The organism is Paenibacillus sp. NEAU-GSW1 (genome assembly GCF_009737085.1).
GTDB lineage: Bacteria > Bacillota > Bacilli > Paenibacillales > Paenibacillaceae > Pristimantibacillus.
The window spans coordinates 25132-43258 of record NZ_WOVL01000004.1 but is presented as its reverse complement, the minus strand read 5'-3'; the positions used below and the strand labels follow the sequence as shown (position 1 = coordinate 43258).

Below are 18127 nucleotides of genomic sequence, written 5' to 3'. Positions count from 1 at the left end.
GTTAATAGAGCAGCATTTTTCAACGCGTCAGTCCGTGCGGAGCGGAGCGGCTATAGGCTGCTCGGCCGCGCAGACGGGCGCGTTATACTTAGATTGAGGTGAAGCAAACGCTATGATAGACACATCGGTAAAACAAGACCTGCGTGAATCGGCGAAGCGACTCCAAGAACTCAGGGGGTCTCTTTGACTTAGATCTTAAGCAAGAGATGATCGCGAACTATGAAGAGAAAATGACCGCTCCCGATTTTTGGGACGACAATGACCGGGCGCAAAGCCTCATCGCGGAATTGAACGCGGTAAAGTCGACGGTTGAGCAATATGAGCGCCTGAACAATGAGCAGGATGATTTGCAGACGATGCTGGAGCTTGCCGAGGAAGAGAACGACGAGTCGCTCGAGACGGATATTGTTGAAGGCGTCGCGGCTCTTGTTGGCAAGCTCAACGATTTCGAATTGCAGCTGCTGCTCAATCAGCCTTACGATAAGCTGAACGCGATTTTGGAGCTGCATCCCGGAGCGGGCGGCACCGAGTCGCAGGACTGGGGCCAAATGCTGTACCGGATGTACACGCGCTGGGCGGAGAAGCGAGGCTTTAAAGTCGAAGTGCTGGACTATCAAGACGGCGACGAGGCCGGAATCAAGAGCGTTACGATTTCGGTTAAAGGCTATAACGCCTATGGTTATTTGAAAGCGGAAAAAGGGGTGCACCGGCTCGTGCGGATTTCGCCTTTTGACGCTTCGGGCCGAAGGCATACGTCTTTCGTTTCCTGCGACGTCGTGCCGGAAATTACCGACGATATCGAAATCGAAATCCGCAGCGAGGATTTGAAAGTCGATACGTACCGCGCAAGCGGCGCCGGCGGACAGCACGTCAACAAGACGGAATCAGCGATTCGGATTACACACGTTCCGACGGGCATCGTCGTTGCCTGCCAACAGGAGCGTTCGCAAATTCAGAACCGCGAGCGGGCGATGAATATGCTTCGTTCCAAGCTGTATGAGCGCAAAATCGAAGAGCAGCAAAAACAGCTGGCCGAGATTCGCGGCGAGCAATCGGATATTGCGTGGGGCAGTCAAATCCGCTCCTACGTATTCCATCCGTACAGCATGGTCAAGGACCACCGCACGCAAGTGGAGACAGGAAATGTCGGCGCTGTTATGGACGGCGACATTAACGCCTTCATCGACGGCTATTTGCGCCATCAAATTCGTAAAGAATAGATAAGAGGCGGGCGGCGCAGCACGATTTGTTCTGCTCCGTTCGCATAGGTTAAGGGAAGAGTTCCGATACTGTTAAAGGAGCTCTTCTTTTTTGTGTGAAAATACAGAATGCGGGAAGCGATATTCGCCCTTAAGTGTTCTTCTTTTCTACGAATGCCTGCAAATATGCAGTTTTTTGTGTGCTTGGCAAACTAGCAAGCTTCAAACCTGCGAAGATGCAGGCAATTGAACTGTTTTAGCTGATCCAATCGGTTAAAGATGATTTTTTCCTGCATATTCGCAGGTTTCTTATTGAATATAGAAGTTACTTATAAGAAAGCCTGCAGAATCGCAGGTTTGGCTACAAACATTAGGAAAGCCCATTACATATGATTGCTTAAAAAAGGGGTCATCACGAGTTATGACAGCAAAGATAATGCCTGTAAATAAAAAGCGCCGCGCGCGCCAGCCGATGAGCAAGCGCAATCTTGCGATATGGAGCATCGCGCAAATTATTCTCGGCTCCATAATCGTCGCGATCAGCTTCAATCTGTTCCTCGTGCCTAACGGCATCGCCTCGGGCGGTGTTTCCGGCATTTCGATACTCATCCAGCGAATGACCGGCATCATGCCCGCGTATACGCAATGGGCGTTCAATATACCGCTATTTCTCGCGGGATGGTGGCTGCTTGGCCGCCGGTTTGCAATCAGTACAGCGATCGGCTCGGTGCTGCTGCCGCTGTTTGTCCTCATTAGCGCGCATTGGCCGCCGCCAACCGACAATGCGCTGCTGGCTGCCATTTATGGCGGCATCGGCGTCGGCCTCGGACTTGGCCTCGTTTTTCGCGGGCGGGGCTCTACGGGCGGTCTTGATCTTGCCGCGCAAATTTTGCATCGCTATACAGGCTTGCCGTTAGGACTGGCAGTTGCTTGCTTCGACGGCTGCGTCATTATCGGGACAGGGATTGTGATTTCGCCGGAAGTGGCGCTGTATGCGCTGATTGGACTGTTCGTTACGAGCAAAACGATTGATATTGTTCAAACCGGGCTGGCGGTCTCGAAGGTTGCATTTATCATTAGCGATGAAACGGAAAAGCTGAGCCATGCCATTCTGCATGATTTGGACCGCGGATTAACGAAGCTGGATGCGCAGGGCGGCTATACCGGAGAAGGCCGCAGGGTGCTGATGGTTGTGGTCGGACAAACGGAGGTCGCCAAGCTGAAGCAGCTTGTAAGAGCCGTAGACCCGGGTGCTTTCGTTATCATCAGCGATACGGCGGAAGTCGTCGGACAAGGGTTTAAACTGGAGTAGTGAGGGCCTTTTATGGGCTTATTTTTCGTTGTATTATTATGAATACAGATGTATAATAATACGCAGACATAAACAGCAAGACGATATTTCCATGTGCTGTTGAATCATGTAAAATATAAGGATGCAGATTTTACCGCGGACTAATATAGATTTGAAATACAGCTTTTTTTATAAGGAGAGATGAATGATGAGCGAAAAGATACGGGCGGCTATCGTCGGCTCGACTGGCTACGGCGGCGTTGAGCTTATTCGGCTTTTGGCGTCGCATCCACATGTAGAAGTGACGTCGGTAATATCGTCTTCAGCGGCTGGAACGCCATTTGCAGAAGGCTATCCGCATTTGACGGATATTCGGACGGAGCTTCTGGACGATGTTGATCCGCAAGCAATCAAGGCGAAAGCGGATGTTGTCTTTACAGCAACGCCTCCGGCAGTCGCTTCGAAGCTAGCGCCTCAACTGCTCGACGTCGGACTGAAGGTTATCGATCTGTCAGGCGACTTCCGTCTGCAGGATACGGCCCTTTACGAGCAATGGTATAAGAAAGAACCGGCTGACAAGGCGTACTTAAAGCAAGCGGTTTACGGCATGGCGGAAGTATACGGGGAAAACGTTCGTGACGCCGCATTCATTTCGAATCCGGGCTGCTACGTAACGGCAACAGTTCTTGGCCTTGCGCCTGCGGTGCAGGCGGGGTTGATTGATACGTCGACGATTATTGTCGATGCGAAATCGGGCGTATCGGGAGCGGGACGCGGCGCAAGCGTCGGCAACCACTATCCGGAAATTAACGAAAACTTCAAAGCCTACAAGCTGAACAAGCATCAGCACATTCCGGAAATCGAAATGGTGCTGTCTGACGTTGCGGGACATGATGTCGTGATTACGTTTACGACGCATCTGGCGCCCATGACGCGCGGCATTATGTCGACGATCTATGCGACGGTGAAAGACGGACGGAAGACAGCCGATTTCATTGACCTTTACCGCAGCTATTATGAAGGCCGCAAATTTGTCCGCGTGCGCAAAGAAGGCAACTGGCCGAGCACGAAAGAGGTTTGGGGCTCGAACTATTGCGATATCGGCTTCTCGGTCGACGAGCGCACAGGGCGCGTCACGATCATTTCGGTTATCGACAACCTGGTCAAAGGCGCGGCAGGACAGGCTATTCAAAACTTGAACCTAATGATGGGCTGGGACGAGACGCTCGGTTTGCAATTCGTGCCGGTATATCCATAAATAGAGCAATCACCCTATTTGAACGAAGCGAAGGAGATACGATTGAATCATGGGACTGGGGCAAGCTTCATTTTCAACCTCTGCGCCGTTTACGGTTGTGGCAGAGGGTTCGGTTACTACGCCTAAAGGCTTTAAAGCCGGCGGACTTCATTGCGGTTTGAAAAAATCGACCCGTCACGACCTCGGCGCAATCGTCTGCGAAGTGCCTGCGGCTGCGGCTGGAGTCTATACGACGAACGTATTCCAAGCGGCGCCGCTTAAAGTGACGCGCGAGAGCATCGGCGCAGGCGGCACATTGCGCGCTGTGCTTGTAAACAGCGGCAACGCGAATGCGGTTACGGGCAAGCAAGGCGAAGCTGACGCATACGAAATGCGTTCGCGTTTCGCCGAGGCGATTCAAGTGGAAGCGGAGGAAGTAGCGGTTGCTTCGACAGGCGTAATCGGCGAGCTGCTAAAGATGGATAAGGTGCGCAGCGGCATTGACGCGCTTCCGGGCCAGCTTGCAGACGATCGTGCGGGCGCTGACGGCTTTTGCCAGGCGATTCTGACGACAGACCTGGTACAGAAAATGGTTTGCGTTTCTGTTGAGATCGACGGAAAACTCATTCATGTTGCCGGCGCCTCCAAAGGCTCAGGCATGATTCATCCGAACATGGCGACCATGCTCGGATTCGTAACGACGGATGCGGCAATCGGCAGCGATTCGCTGCAGACGCTGCTTCGCGAAGTGACGGATCTGACTTTTAATATGATTACAGTTGACGGCGACACAAGCACAAATGACATGCTTGTTGCGATGGCGAGCGGCCTTGGCGGCAACAGCGAGCTTACGGCGGCGCATCCGGATTGGGCGAAATTCGCTTCTGCGATTCGCTACGTCTGCGAAGTGCTGGCGAAAGCAATCGCGCGCGACGGCGAAGGTGCAACGAAGCTGGTTGAAGTGCAAGTCAACGGCGCAGTAAGCGATGATTCCGCGCGCGCTATCGCGAAGACGATTATCGGCTCTTCGCTCGTGAAATCGGCCGTGTTTGGCGCAGATGCCAACTGGGGCCGGATTATCGCAGCGGCGGGACGCGCAGGCGAACCGATCAACCCGGATACGATAGACGTAAGGCTTGGCGATATTTTGACGCTGGAGCAGGCTCGTCCGGTCGCATTCGACGAAGATGCCGCGCTCGAGTATTTGAAAGGCGATACGGTAGTTATCCGCGTCGACCTGCACATGGAGAACGGCTCCGCTACTGCATGGGGCTGTGATTTGACTTATGACTACGTTCGCATCAACGCGGCTTACCGCACTTAAGAGGCAATTCAAAAAGTCCAATTTTGATCGCATAATATAAGCAATAATAAAGGGGAAAAACGTAGCATGGCACAACGGTTTGTAATGAAATGCGGCGGCAGCACGCTTGCTGCGCTTCCGGATTCGTTCTTCGGCGAGCTGCGCGAGCTGCAGCAGTCGGGCGTTCATCCGGTTATCGTCCATGGCGGCGGTCCGGCGATTTCCGAGACGCTGACGAAGCTGGGCATTGAAACGGAATTCGTGAACGGCTTGCGGAAAACGAATGACGCCGTGCTGGATGTCGTCGAAATGGTGCTCGCGGGACGCATCAACAAAGAGATCGTCCGCAAAATCCAATCGAACGGCGCGCAAGCGCTCGGCCTCTCTGGCGTTGACGGCTTGCTCATTCAAGCGAAGCCGGTGGCGAACGCGGCGGAGATCGGTTTTGTCGGCGATGTAACCGACGTCAACGCGAACGTAATCGAAGGCGTTATGGCGATGGGCTATATGCCGGTCATCGCGCCGATCGGCATTGACGGCCAAGGCCAGCGTTACAACATCAACGCGGATACGGCAGCCGGCGCCGTAGCTTCTCACCTCGGCGTCGAGCAGATGATCGTTGTCACCGACGTGCCGGGCATCATGAAGACGGTTGACGGAGAGAAAGTCGTTCTTCCGTCTGTAACGGTCGAGGAGATCGACACGATGATTGCGAGCGGCGAAATTTACGGCGGCATGATTCCGAAAGTACGCGCCGCAGTGCAATGCATCCAAGGACGCGTTCAAGAGGTTGTCATCGTCAGCGGCGAGCAGCCAGGCGTCTTAACCCAAGCCGTCCGCGAAGGCGGCGTTGGTACGCGAATCGTCCGCGGATAGCAGTTTTGATGTGTTTTGTGAAAAGCAGAGGAGGTCGCGGAGGGAAAGATTGATCTGGAGGAGCGATAGCGTTCGCCTTTGTTTTTGAATTTCAACCGCTATGCGGTTTGATTCAGGAAAATTCGAAAACAACAGCGACCAGAAGACAATCTTTCCCGCAGTGGCAGACGATAATGCTTAGCACCAATATATAAGAAAGGCGGTAAACCAAATGAGCGAAACGAAAACAGCAGCGGCAGACGCTGCGCAATCGCTGCTTCCTACATACGGCCGATTTCCAATCGCCCTCGTCAAAGGCGAAGGCAGCTGGCTATGGGACGATCAGGGCAAACAGTACCTCGATTTTATGAGCGGCATTGCCGTTACCAATCTGGGCCACGCGCCGCGCAAAGTGAAAGAAGCGCTGGTTAAGCAGTTGGATGAACTGTGGCATGTATCGAACCTGTTCCGTATTCCGAACCAGGAGGACGCAGCCCGTCTCCTTACCGAGAACAGCTGCGGCGACGCGGTCTTTTTCAGCAACTCCGGTGCGGAAGCGAACGAGGCGGCGATTAAGCTGGCGCGCCGTTATCAGCAGAAAGTGCTTAACAACGGACGCTACGAGATCATTACGTTCGAGCAGTCGTTCCATGGACGGACGCTGGCTACGTTGACAGCAACGGGCCAAGAGAAAGTGAAAGAAGGCTTTGCGCCATTGCCGGAAGGCTTCAAATACATTCCTTACAACGATATCGAAGCCGTGAAGGCGGCAATTTCCGACAAGACGGCTGCCGTTATGCTGGAGCTGATTCAAGCGGAGGGCGGCATTTTCCCGGCGGATCAGAAATTCGTTCAGGAGCTGGCACAGCTTTGCGAGAGCAAAGGCATTCTGCTCATCGTCGATGAGATTCAAACGGGCATGGGCCGTACAGGCAAGCTGTTCTCCTATGAGCACTATGGCATCGAGCCGGACATTTTCACATTGGCAAAAGGGCTCGGCAGCGGCTTCCCCGTTGGCGCAGCCGTTGCGAAGGAAAAGCTTCGCGAAGCGTTTGGTCCAGGCAGCCACGGCTCGACGTTCGGCGGCACGCCAATCGCGACAGCTGTCGTGAAAGCGACGATTGAAGAAATCGTCGGCGATCAATTGCCGCAGCGTGCAGCGGAAGCGGGCAGCTATTTGATTAGCGAGCTTCGCGCCAAGCTGGAAGGCAATCCATTCGTGAAGGATGTGCGCGGCTTGGGTCTGATCGTCGGCATCGAATGCGCAGCGCCTGTCGCTTCGATCATTACGGATGCGCAAGAACGCGGCCTGCTCGTTATTACAGCGGGACCAAACGTCATTCGCTTGCTGCCGAACCTGCTTGTTACGACGGAAGAAATCGATTCGGCAGTCAAAACATTAACCGAGCTGTTATCCAATAAAGCAAGCAGCATTTAAATTTCAGCTTACGAAGTTTTATGTTTTGCTTTGCAAAACATTTGAAAAAGAGTGACTTGGAGCTCCGCTCAAAGTCCCGATGTCAGGAGGAAACCCAATGCAAGATGTAGTACAAGAAGAGTTGGCGGCAAGCTTGAAGGGCCGCGATTTTCTGATGGTGGGCGACTATACGCCGCAAGAAATCCGTTATTTGATCGATTTGGCGATCGATTTGAAACGGAAGCAAAAATCCGGAGAAGCGTACCAGCCTCTGGCGGGCAAAACGCTTGGCATGATTTTTGAAAAATCGTCCACGCGGACTCGCGTTTCGTTCGAAGTCGGCATTTACCAGCTCGGCGGACAAGGCTTGTTCCTGAGCGGCAACGACCTGCAAATCGGCCGCGGCGAGCCGATTTTGGACACAGCGCAAGTGCTGTCGCGTTACCTTGACGGCATTATGATCCGTACGTTTGCTCACCGCAACGTTGTGGAATTGGCTCGTGGCGCAACCATTCCGGTCATCAACGGATTGTCCGATCTGTCCCATCCTTGCCAAGCGATGGCCGATTATCAGACGATTCTGGAGCACAAAGGCACATTCGAAGGCGTGAAGCTCGCTTACGTTGGCGACGGCAACAACGTTGTTCACTCGCTGATGATGGGCGCTGCGAAGCTGGGCGTGGACATTTCGATCGCAACGCCGGAAGGCTATGAGCCGGACGCAAGCCTGGTTCAGCAGTCGAAAGACTACGCGAAGGAAACAGGAGCGAAAATCCATATTTGCCGCGATCCGAAGGAAGCCGTTGCAGAAGCCGACTTCATCTACTCGGACGTTTGGGCAAGCATGGGCCAAGAGGCCGAGCAGAAAGAGCGCGAGCTCGCTTTTGCCGACTATCAGGTAAATGAAGCGCTCGTTAAATATGCGAAGCAAGATTATAAATTCCTCCACTGCCTGCCAGCGCATCGCGGCGAGGAAGTAAGCGAAGGCGTTATCGACGGCAAGCATTCGATTATTTTCGATCAGGCGGAGAACCGTCTGCATGCGCAAAAAGCAATCATGGCCGCGATTATGTAATAGAGGTAGTTCAAAAAGTCCAATTTTGATCGCGAAGCTCTCCAAGAAGCAGAATCGACATCGAATCTTGAATTCAGCCGGGACAGCGTATGCTTCCGAAGTATGTTTCCTGCGGAAACATTTCAGGTTCTCACGTAGTAACTCACTACGCTCCGATCCTCATTCCCTAGCTTCATTCAACCTTCTAAAGCGTTTGAAAAAACGCAGCTTCGGAAGCATTGCTAGTGTGCTGAAAACGGACTTTTTGAACACCACTAATAAAGGCATTTTGCCGCAACACAACATTAGTTAAGGGGTGCAAGAAGAAATTATGGCTAAGGAAAAAATCGTACTGGCCTACTCGGGCGGTTTGGACACATCGGTTATTTTGAAATGGTTGAAAGAAACGTATGACGCTGAAATTATCGCGTTCACGGCTGATATCGGCCAACGCGAGGAGCTTGACGGCCTGGAAGCGAAAGCTCTGGCAACAGGCGCTTCGAAAGTTTACATCGACGATCTGCAAGACGAGTTTGCAAAAGACTTCATTTTCCCAATGTTCCAAGCAGGCGCATTGTACGAAGGACAATATTTGCTCGGCACGTCGATCGCTCGTCCTTTGATCGCGAAGCGTATGGTTGAAATTGCTCGCGCAGAAGGCGCGACAGCGATTGCTCACGGCGCAACGGGCAAAGGCAACGACCAAGTTCGTTTTGAGCTGAATGCAGCTGCACTGGCTCCGGACATTAAAGTGATCGCGCCTTGGCGTGACGAAGCTTTCCGCGAGCAATTCCCAGGACGCGCTGAGATGATCGCTTACGCGGAGAAGCATGGCATTCCGGTAACGGCATCGGCTGCGAAGCCGTACTCGACAGACCGCAACCTGCTGCACATCAGCTTTGAGAGCGGCATGCTCGAAGATCCTTGGTTCGATCCAAGCGCGGAATCGAATGAAGATATGTACGTGCTGAGCGTATCGCCGGAGCGCGCGCCGGACCAAGCTGAGTATGTTGAACTGACTTTTGAAGCAGGCAACTGTACGGCGATCAACGGCGAGCAACTGAGTCCGCTTGCTGTTATGAACAAGCTAAACGAGCTTGGCGGCAAACACGGCATCGGCCGCGTCGACATGGTGGAGAACCGTTTTGTCGGCATGAAGAGCCGCGGCGTATATGAAACGCCGGGCGGCACGATTCTGTTCACAGCGCACCGTAAAATGGAGTCGATCACAATGGACCGCGAAGTTATGAACCTGCGTGATTCGCTCATTTCGAAATACAGCCAGCTCGTATACAACGGCTTCTGGTTTGCGCCAGAGCGCGTCGTGCTGCAAACGCTCGTAACCGAGTCGCAAAAGACGGTTACTGGCGTTGTGCGCCTGAAGCTGTACAAAGGCAATGTCATCGGCGCAGGCGTGAAAAGCCCTGTCAGCTTGTACAATCCGGACATCGCAACGATGGAAGCCGATCCATCGCAAGCTTACGATCAAGGCGACGCTACAGGCTTTATCCGCCTGAATGCGCTCCGTCTGAAAGTGTCTTCCGGCGTACAGCAAAACAACAAATAATACAAAAAAGACGAACGGATAGGTCGCTGATCCTGCTAGCTGCGGGGCGGCGGCCTATCCGCACGAATATATGGATCCGTTTAAGGGAGTGTCGAATCAGTGAGCAAATTGTGGGGCGGACGTTTTACGAAAAAAACCGACCAATTGGTAGAAGAATACACAGCGTCGATTACGTTCGATAAAGAGCTGGCCGAAGAGGATATTCAAGGCAGCCTGGCGCATGTAACGATGCTTGGCAAGCAGGGCATCCTGCCTGCTGACGATGTGGAGACGATTAAAGACGGCCTGCATCGCGTGCTGCAAAAAATTAAGCGCGGCGATTTGGAATTCTCGATCTCCGACGAAGACATTCATATGAACATCGAGAAAACGCTGATCGATGATGTGGGTCCGGTCGGCGGCAAGCTGCACACAGGACGCAGCCGCAATGACCAAGTTGCTACGGATATGCACTTGTACTTGCGCAAGCGCGTTGTAGAATTTGTCGATCTTCTGCAAAAGCTGCAAGCCGCTCTTGTCGAGCAGGCTAAAGCGAATATCGATACAATCGTTCCGGGTTATACGCATTTGCAGCGGGCGCAGCCGATTTTGTTCGCTCATCATATGATGGCGTACGTATCGATGTTTGGCCGCGATCTCGAGCGTCTTCAAGACAGCTACAAACGGATCAACGTGCTTCCGCTTGGCGCTGGCGCATTGGCGGGAACAACGTTCCCGATCGACCGGCATTTCGTAGCGAGCCAGTTGAAGTTCGACCGGGTGTATGAGAACAGCTTGGACGCTGTCAGCGACCGCGACTTCATTCTGGAGTTTCTGTCCCATGCTTCGATCATCATGATGCACTTGTCGCGCCTTAGCGAGGAGCTCATTTTGTGGTCGAGCACAGAGTTCCGTTTCGTCGAGCTGGACGATGCTTTCTGCACAGGCAGCAGCATTATGCCGCAAAAGAAAAATCCGGACGTTCCGGAGCTTGTGCGCGGCAAAACAGGCCGCGTTTACGGCAACCTCGTCGGCCTGCTGACGGTGCTGAAGTCGCTTCCGCTCGCTTACAATAAGGACATGCAGGAAGACAAAGAAGGCATGTTCGACACGGTTAAAACGATGCAAGGCGCTTTGCAGCTGTTCACGCCGATGATCGCGACGATGAAGGTCAACAAAGACCGTATGCGTCAAGCTGTCAATCAAGACTTCTCGAACGCGACGGATATCGCCGACTTCCTCGTCGGCAAAGGGCTGCCGTTCCGTCAAGCGCACGAAGTGATCGGCAAAACGGTGCTGTACTGCATCGAGCAAAACAAATACTTGCTTGACCTTACGCTGGAAGAGTTCAAGCAATTCTCGCCGCTGTTCGACGACCGCATTTATGCGGTGCTCCAGCCGGAGCAAGTCGTTGACGCGCGCAACGTATACGGCGGTACGGCGAAGGTTCAAGTGCAGGGCGCGATTGAGCGCGCTGAAGCACAGCTTGCCGAAGCGGCGGCTTGGGTAACCGAGTTCGCAGAGCGCAGCCGGTAGTAAGCGAAAAAAGTCTCAATGGACCGTTGATGCGGTCCGTTGAGACTTTTTTTTGCTCGCCTTCCAACGGCCTCCCGTTCCGTTAGAGCGTCTCAGGCAGCTCGAATAGCACTCCCTAACGGAACGAAAGGGCCTTACGATTGGCGCTCGCCTTCTACAACGACGCGAAATCACGCTCTAACGGCCTCCCGTTCCGTTAGAGCGTCTCAGGCAGCTCGAATAGTACTCCCTAACGGAACGAGAGGACCTTACGATTGGCGGTCGCCTTCTACAACGACGCGAAATCGCGCTCTAACGGCCTCCCGTTCCGTTAGAGCGTCTTAGGCAGCTCGAATAGTACTCCCTAACGGAACGAGAGGACCTTACGATTGGCGCTCGCCATCTACAACGACGCGAAATCGCGCTCTAACGGCCTCCCGTTCCGTTAGAGCGTCTCAGCTGAGAGTACCTTACGGTACTGCTCGCCTTAACCCACGCCGTCCTCGACAATGCTCTCGGACGGATCTGGATTTGGCGTCTTCTCCGGAGCGCCGCTGCCAGGTCCGACGTGGATGATGGTCGCCTCGGCGCGGTACGTATCGCGGGAAACCCGCTCGCGCGATACCTTCTCGCCATCGCGGAACAGCGTGCGGAACGTTTCAACGATGTAGCCGCTGCGGCCTTCCTGCACGACAACCTTTTGTCCGGGCTCCAGCGATTTGTCCGTGACCTCCTGAACTTTTGGCGCAAGCTCTTTGACAGTAACTGATTCAATGTCATATTTAACGTTTTCCGGCATCGTGCCGAAGAGCTTAACGGTAAGCTTGCGGTTCTCTACAACGGTGCGGATAATCAAATGCTTGCCCGTCGAGTTGCGGAAACGGAAGTCGATCGCTCCGCTGGCGAAGGTTGCGTCCTGTCCCTTATTCACGTAGGAGGAAGGGATGGAATGATTGCGCCGTTCAACGATTTCAAGTCCCGTCCGCAAAATGGCATTGTACAGCGTGCTGGAAACTTGGCAAATGCCGCCGCCGATCCCCGGAACGATTTTGCCGTTCTGAATAACCGGCGCTTCCTTAAAACCGTATTTTTCCTCGGCAAGCGCGATGACCTTTCCGTACGAGAATATTTCATCCGGCGCCAAATGCCTTTCGTTCAGCGCTTTTGCAGCGGCGGTAACGTTGTGCGCACGGCCGGCAGCGCTCGTATTGAAATCGGTTGTGAACTCGAATATTTTTCGCTCGATGCCTTCGTCTTTCAGCTTTTCAAGCGTTACTTCCGGATGTACGGTTGCGACGGGAAGTTCGGCATCCAGCATTTCCGCTAGTCCGCTCCTATCGCCCAACTTTTCCTCGGGGACGATGATCCACTGCGCTACCTCTCCTGCGAGCGCCGGAACATCAATCCGATAGGCGTCCGTATGCGTCGTATATTTGATTTCGTCCTTGTCGGTAATCGTGCGCGTCGCGTCTTTTGTCTCGCTGTTGTCTATCCAGCCCCACTGCTTGCGTACCAGCGTTTCGAACGCGGCTCGGTCGAACGATTGCGCAAGCTCGTAGGTCAAAGGAAAGCGATAGCGATATTTGGCGCGCTCGATCAGGTTTCCTTCCCGGAGCTTAACGAGCGCTTCTCTTACATCGACGAACGCCGCTTTGTAACCGATATCCGCAACGGTCCACTGCTTGCTGTCCGCTGTTTCTGCATTTGCGGTAACTTTGACGGAGCGCTGCTCCAGTCTGTTCTCATATTCGTCCAATATTTGGATCGCTTCCTCAACCTTCATGCCCCCGATCGCAATGCCGCCCGCCGTAACGCCCTCCGGCACCGTATCCTTCTCGGCGTAAAACCATAGAAATCCCCAAGCTATGGACGCCAAGAGGAGAAGCGAAAAAACGATAATAAGTCCGATATGCAGCTTCTTCATTCGTGTATCATCCTTTCTTCCTGTCCAATGACAATGTTTCATGTATATGCAGCCGCCCGCCCGTTATTGTCTGAAGCGGAAAGGGGAGCGAGGCCGATTGCCATTTGTCGAATTTAGCGCCAAGCGCGCCTGCAAAACGTCGAAAAATCATTATGAGAAATGTGAAAAAAGTGGGAATAGTCGTCATTGTGGAGGATTTACGCATTCTCTGTCGAAATAGTTATGCTGGCATGACTGTCCGCAGGTGCGGAATTCCTTTATATTTCAGATGAAACAGGATGTGAACTTTTGTGATAGAGATGCAAGATATATGGAAGACCTACAAGGATGGCACCCATGCACTAAAGGGCGTATCCGTTCGAATAGATCGCAATGATTTCGTATATATCGTCGGCCCTTCCGGCGCCGGCAAATCGACATTCATGAAGCTAATCTATCGCGAAGAAGTGCCGACCAAAGGGCAGCTTTCGGTTAACGGCTTCAACATCGGCAAGCTCAAACCGCGCAAAATTCCGTATGTCCGCCGCAATATCGGAGTTATTTTCCAAGATTTCAGATTGCTCCCCAAGCTGACCGTTTACGAGAACGTCGCCTTTGCTATGGAAGTCATAGAAGCTCCCAAACGCGTGATCAAAAAGCGGACGATGGAAGTGCTCGATCTCGTCGGCTTGAAGCATAAGCATGCCAGCCTGCCCGCGCAGCTTTCCGGCGGCGAGCAGCAGCGGGTGGCAATAGCCCGCGCCATCGTGAACAATCCAGCGGTTATCGTCGCGGACGAGCCGACCGGCAACCTGGACCCCGAGACATCATGGGGCATTATGAATCTCCTCGAGGAGATCAATTTCCGCGGATCAACGATCGTCATGGCTACCCACAACAAAGACATCGTAAATACAATGCGCAAGCGCGTAATCGCCATCGAGAACGGCAATATCGTGCGCGACGAGGCAAGAGGGGAGTACGGCTATGAGATTTAGCACGTTTCTCCGCCACATTCGCGAAGGGTTCAGAAGCATCCTTCGCAACGGATGGATGACCTTTGCCTCGATGAGCTCGATGTTCATCTCGCTTTTTTTGCTCGGCGTATTTTTATTGCTGGCGTTTAACATCAACAGCGTCGCCTCCGATTTTGAAAATCAGGTGCAAATCCGCGTTTACTTGCAGACGAGCGTGGATCAAGCGAAAAGGGAAGAGCTTCAGAACAAGATCGGCAAGCTGACGGAAGTGAGCAAGGTTACCTTCGTGTCTAAAGAAGAAGGACTTGAGCTTTTGCGCAAAAACTTGGGCGAAGACGGCGATGATTTGCTGAATGGCTACGACAAGGAGAGCAATCCGCTGCCGGATTCTTTTACAGTGGAAGTGTTTGATCCGCATACGATCGAAGCGGCCGCCGCGCAAATCAACAGCATTAACAAAGCAGACGGCGCATCGCCGATTACGAAAGTGAAGTACGGGCAAGGGACGATTGAGACGATGTTCAAAATTACGAACGCTGTCCGCAACGTCGGCCTGGTCGTTGTTATCGGGCTAGGTGTTACGGCGATGTTTCTCATCTCCAACATGATCAAAATGACGATTATCGCACGCAGGCGCGAAATCGGCATTATGAAGCTCGTAGGCGCGACGAATTCGTTTATCCGCTGGCCGTTTTTCGTTGAAGGAGCTCTGATCGGGCTTGTAACTTCGCTTCTGACGGCTGCAGTCGTTCTGTTCTCTTATTCGGAATTGCTGCGAATGACAGAGCTTGAAATGGGATTGATGATGATTAAGCTCGTGCCGCTTGAGGAAAGCGGAATGCAGGTTGCGGCGCTGATTATTGGACTGGGCACGCTGCTCGGCGTTTGGGGAAGCACGATTTCGGTACGCAAATATTTGAAAGTGTAGGTGACCGCGCAGGTGAAAACGATGAAGGCGAATAAGTGGATTATTGTCTTAACGATGCTGACAGTATTTTTGTTGCAGCCTGTTGGCAGTCACGCGGCCTCTTCTCTCGATAAAATCAACAAGGATCTTGCCAACGCGAAAAAACAAATCGAGCAAGCGGAGAAAGATGCCGCTGACGCTGAGAGGCAAAAGGAGCAATTAAACACACAGAAGGCCGATGCCAAAAAGTCGATCGAGACGATTATGAAAGAGCTCGACACGGTAGCGATTAATTTGACCCGCGTTCAGGTTCAGGTGGATGATAAGGAAGCGGAGCTTCAAAAGGCCGGCGAAGAGCTCGTGGAAGCGGAAAAGCAGGTCGAGTCGCGCGATGAATTGCTGCAGCAGCGGCTAGTGCTAATGTACGAGAACGGCTTTGTGTCGTATTTGGACGTGCTGCTTAGCTCGACGAGCTTCATGGATTTTTTGGACCGTTTCGATTCGCTGCAATCGATTTTGAGCCAGGATCGCGTCATTCTGGAGCAGCGCAAGCACGATAAAGAACTCATTGCCGAGAAACAACAGCAAGTTTCTGCGGCGCTCTCTGAAGTGAAGCAAATGTACGGGAAGCTGGAAAAGTACAAGTCGGAGCTGGAGGCTAAGGAAGAAGAGAAAGAAGTTATGATCGCTACCTTCAACAAAGAAATCGAAGAGCAGGACGAAATTAGCGAGGAGCAAGAGCAGCTTCTGATCGATTTGGCCAAGAAAGTGTCCGATTTGCAAAAAGAGAAAAACAAAATTAAAAATCCGTATACCGGCGGACAGCTTGGAATGCCGATTCGCGACAATTATCGAGTAAGCTCGAACTTTGGCTATCGGACTCATCCAATTTCGGGCAAAAAGAAGCTGCATACGGGGATCGACTTTGCGGCGCCGCAAGGCACGGATATTTATGCGGCGGAAGCCGGAGTCGTCATTATCGCGCAAGTATGGAGCGGCTACGGCAACTGCATCATTATTGATCATGGCAACGGTTTGTGGACGCTGTACGGACATATCCGCAATGGCGGCATTAAGGTGGAGAAGGACGAGCAGGTCAAAAAGGGCCAGAAAATCGCCGAGGTTGGCAGTACCGGACAATCGACTGGGCCGCATCTTCATTTCGAAGTGATCAAAAACGGTACGAAAGTTAACCCAAGCAGTTATTTAAAATAGGACATCCGAGAAGGCAGCCGGTCGGCTGCCTTCTTTTCCGCTACCGCATGGAGCAGGGCAGCTTGTCATATACTAGTGCAGTTAACGAAATTTGACGTGTATGCGGTCAATGAATGAAGGTGGTGTCGAGTTGCGATTTAAAGGACGTACAGTCATAGTATTTGTGCTGTTGACGATGATTACGACGATGGCCGTCACATTGACGTGGGCTGATCAGCGGATGATCCGCGGGTTGGACAGGCAAACGGCGGTATCGGCGGCTGCGGGCGAGGGGAAAGGCTTCTCGGAAGAAGAGCTGAATAAGATGAATACAGTGCTCGATCTGATTGAGACGAAATATTTTCAAGACATGGACCGCAGCGATTTGGTTGACGGCGCGGTGCGCGGCATGATGTCGTCGCTGGATGATCCTTATTCGGTATATATGGAGAAGGAGACGGCGAAGCATTTTTCCGAATCGATTGAAGGCTCGTTTACCGGCATCGGCGCTGAAGTGACGCAGGAGAACGGAAAGGTCGTCATCGTCTCTCCGATTAAAGGCTCTCCGGCCGAGCGCGCAGGACTGCGGGCTAAGGACGTTGTGCTCTCCGTTAACGGCGACAAGCTGGACGGGCTGACGCTGAACGAGTCTGTAGGTAAAATTCGCGGTCCGAAAGGGACGAAAGCGAAGCTGCAAATATCGCGGGTCGGCTTCTCGGAGCCGATCGAAATTATTTTGGTGCGCGACGACATTGATGTGGAGACGGTCTATGCCAAGTTGCGCGGCGACGGCATCGGCGTTATTGAGATTCGCCAGTTTTCGTGGAACACGGCAGACAGATTTAAGGAAGAGCTTGCCCGGATCGAGAAGGAAAGCCAAGGGCTTAAAGGACTTGTCATCGACGTTCGCAACAACCCGGGAGGCGTGCTGCCGGTTGTCGTTGATGTCGCGCAAAACTTTATACCGGACGGCGAGACGATCGTGCAAGTCGAAGATCGGGAAGGAAAACGCGATGCTTCCAAATCAAAGGGCGGAGCGGTCAAAAATTATCCGCTTGCCGTTCTGATCAACAAGGGAAGCGCGAGCGCCTCTGAGATTTTGGCGGGAGCGCTGCAGGAGCGCGCGGGCGCGGAGCTGCTCGGCGAAACGACGTTTGGCAAAGGTACGGTTCAAGTCAGCTACAATAAGACGCTAGGCGACGGCAGTTTGGTCAAAATGACGATTGCGAAGTGGCTTACGCCGGACGGCAAATGGATTCACGAAAAAGGAATCGCCCCGACGATTGAGGTGAAGCCGCCAGCGCTTTACAGTGTTGCGCGGATTGCAGTTGCGCAGACGCTGCGCAAGGATTCGCTTGGCGATGCGGTTCGCAGCGCTCAGGTGATGCTGCAAGGACTCGGGTACGATCCGCAGCGCGTAGATGGTTATTTCAGCGAGGGCACCGAGCAGGCGGTCAAAAAGTTCCAATCCGCTTCCGGTCTTCCGACGAACGGGACAATCGATACGAAGACAGCCGAGGCGCTGGAGCAGGCGGTTATTAAATGGCTGAAGGATGAGAGCCATGATATTCAGCTGAATAAGGCTGTTGAGGCGATCGGCAGGAAATAAAAAAGTGATGTCGAAATAAATAAAGGTTGGCTCCAAGCAGAAACGGCAATTTGACGGCGGTATTCTGCGGGCGGAGTCAGCCTTTATTTTTTTGGAAAATGGAAAATGCGCGTTGGAGAG

14 protein-coding genes are annotated in these 18127 nt (G+C 52.9%); 13 read left to right on the top strand and 1 reads right to left on the bottom strand.

Going from position 1 to position 18127, the window contains the following annotated elements; genetic code table 11:
* Positions 1-112: 112 nt before the first annotated feature.
* The 9 genes from prfB to argH all read left to right on the top strand — a co-directional run bounded on the left by prfB (position 113) and on the right by argH (position 11438).
* A protein-coding gene (prfB, locus tag GOM71_RS03525) for a peptide chain release factor 2 (protein ID WP_156278372.1) occupies positions 113-1220 on the top strand; the annotation gives its coding sequence in 2 pieces (ribosomal slippage) (positions 113-184 and positions 186-1220; 1107 coding nt in all).
* A 400-nt stretch (positions 1221-1620) separates the two neighbouring features.
* The gene (locus GOM71_RS03520; protein ID WP_156278371.1) at positions 1621-2511 is read left to right on the top strand and encodes a YitT family protein; all 891 of its coding nucleotides are present in this window, start codon (positions 1621-1623) and stop codon (positions 2509-2511) included.
* A gap of 187 nt (positions 2512-2698) precedes the next feature.
* Complete coding sequence (argC, locus tag GOM71_RS03515) at positions 2699-3748, top strand: N-acetyl-gamma-glutamyl-phosphate reductase (RefSeq protein ID WP_156278370.1); 1050 nt, start codon at positions 2699-2701, stop codon at positions 3746-3748.
* A 49-nt stretch (positions 3749-3797) separates the two neighbouring features.
* The gene (gene argJ, locus GOM71_RS03510) at positions 3798-5051 is read left to right on the top strand and encodes a bifunctional ornithine acetyltransferase/N-acetylglutamate synthase (protein WP_156278369.1); all 1254 of its coding nucleotides are present in this window, start codon (positions 3798-3800) and stop codon (positions 5049-5051) included.
* A 66-nt stretch (positions 5052-5117) separates the two neighbouring features.
* Entirely contained in the window at positions 5118-5906 is a 789-nt protein-coding gene (gene argB, locus GOM71_RS03505; protein ID WP_156278368.1) for an acetylglutamate kinase, read from the top strand.
* Positions 5907-6117: 211 nt separating this feature from the next.
* Positions 6118-7323: an acetylornithine transaminase gene (locus GOM71_RS03500; RefSeq protein WP_156278367.1), complete on the top strand. Its 1206-nt coding sequence runs from the start codon at positions 6118-6120 to the stop codon at positions 7321-7323.
* A gap of 97 nt (positions 7324-7420) precedes the next feature.
* Positions 7421-8377, top strand: a complete 957-nt coding sequence (argF, locus tag GOM71_RS03495) for an ornithine carbamoyltransferase (protein WP_156278366.1) — start codon at positions 7421-7423, stop codon at positions 8375-8377.
* Between the two features lie 310 nt (positions 8378-8687).
* Positions 8688-9923, top strand: coding sequence for an argininosuccinate synthase (locus GOM71_RS03490; protein ID WP_156278365.1), 1236 nt, complete (start codon positions 8688-8690; stop codon positions 9921-9923).
* Positions 9924-10022: 99 nt separating this feature from the next.
* The gene (argH, locus tag GOM71_RS03485; protein ID WP_367649453.1) at positions 10023-11438 is read left to right on the top strand and encodes an argininosuccinate lyase; all 1416 of its coding nucleotides are present in this window, start codon (positions 10023-10025) and stop codon (positions 11436-11438) included.
* 466 nt (positions 11439-11904) lie between these two features.
* Here argH and GOM71_RS03480 read toward each other — a convergent pair whose 3' ends face one another.
* Positions 11905-13341, bottom strand: a complete 1437-nt coding sequence (locus tag GOM71_RS03480) for a VanW family protein (protein ID WP_156278364.1) — start codon at positions 13339-13341, stop codon at positions 11905-11907.
* A 290-nt stretch (positions 13342-13631) separates the two neighbouring features.
* Between GOM71_RS03480 and ftsE the strand changes: the two genes are divergently transcribed.
* The 4 genes from ftsE to GOM71_RS03460 all read left to right on the top strand — a co-directional run bounded on the left by ftsE (position 13632) and on the right by GOM71_RS03460 (position 18007).
* Positions 13632-14318 carry a cell division ATP-binding protein FtsE gene (gene ftsE, locus GOM71_RS03475; protein WP_367649452.1) on the top strand — a complete coding sequence of 229 codons (687 nt, stop codon included), beginning with the start codon at positions 13632-13634 and terminating at the stop codon, positions 14316-14318.
* Positions 14308-15225 (top strand): permease-like cell division protein FtsX, encoded by a 918-nt coding sequence (gene ftsX / locus GOM71_RS03470; RefSeq protein WP_156278363.1) that lies wholly within the window; start codon positions 14308-14310, stop codon positions 15223-15225. The genes ftsE and ftsX overlap by 11 nt, the downstream gene beginning before the upstream one ends.
* Positions 15226-15246: 21 nt before the next feature.
* Positions 15247-16419 carry a murein hydrolase activator EnvC family protein gene (locus GOM71_RS03465; RefSeq protein WP_156278522.1) on the top strand — a complete coding sequence of 391 codons (1173 nt, stop codon included), beginning with the start codon at positions 15247-15249 and terminating at the stop codon, positions 16417-16419.
* A gap of 109 nt (positions 16420-16528) precedes the next feature.
* Positions 16529-18007, top strand: coding sequence for a S41 family peptidase (locus GOM71_RS03460; protein WP_253944681.1), 1479 nt, complete (start codon positions 16529-16531; stop codon positions 18005-18007).
* Positions 18008-18127 lie beyond the last annotated feature (120 nt).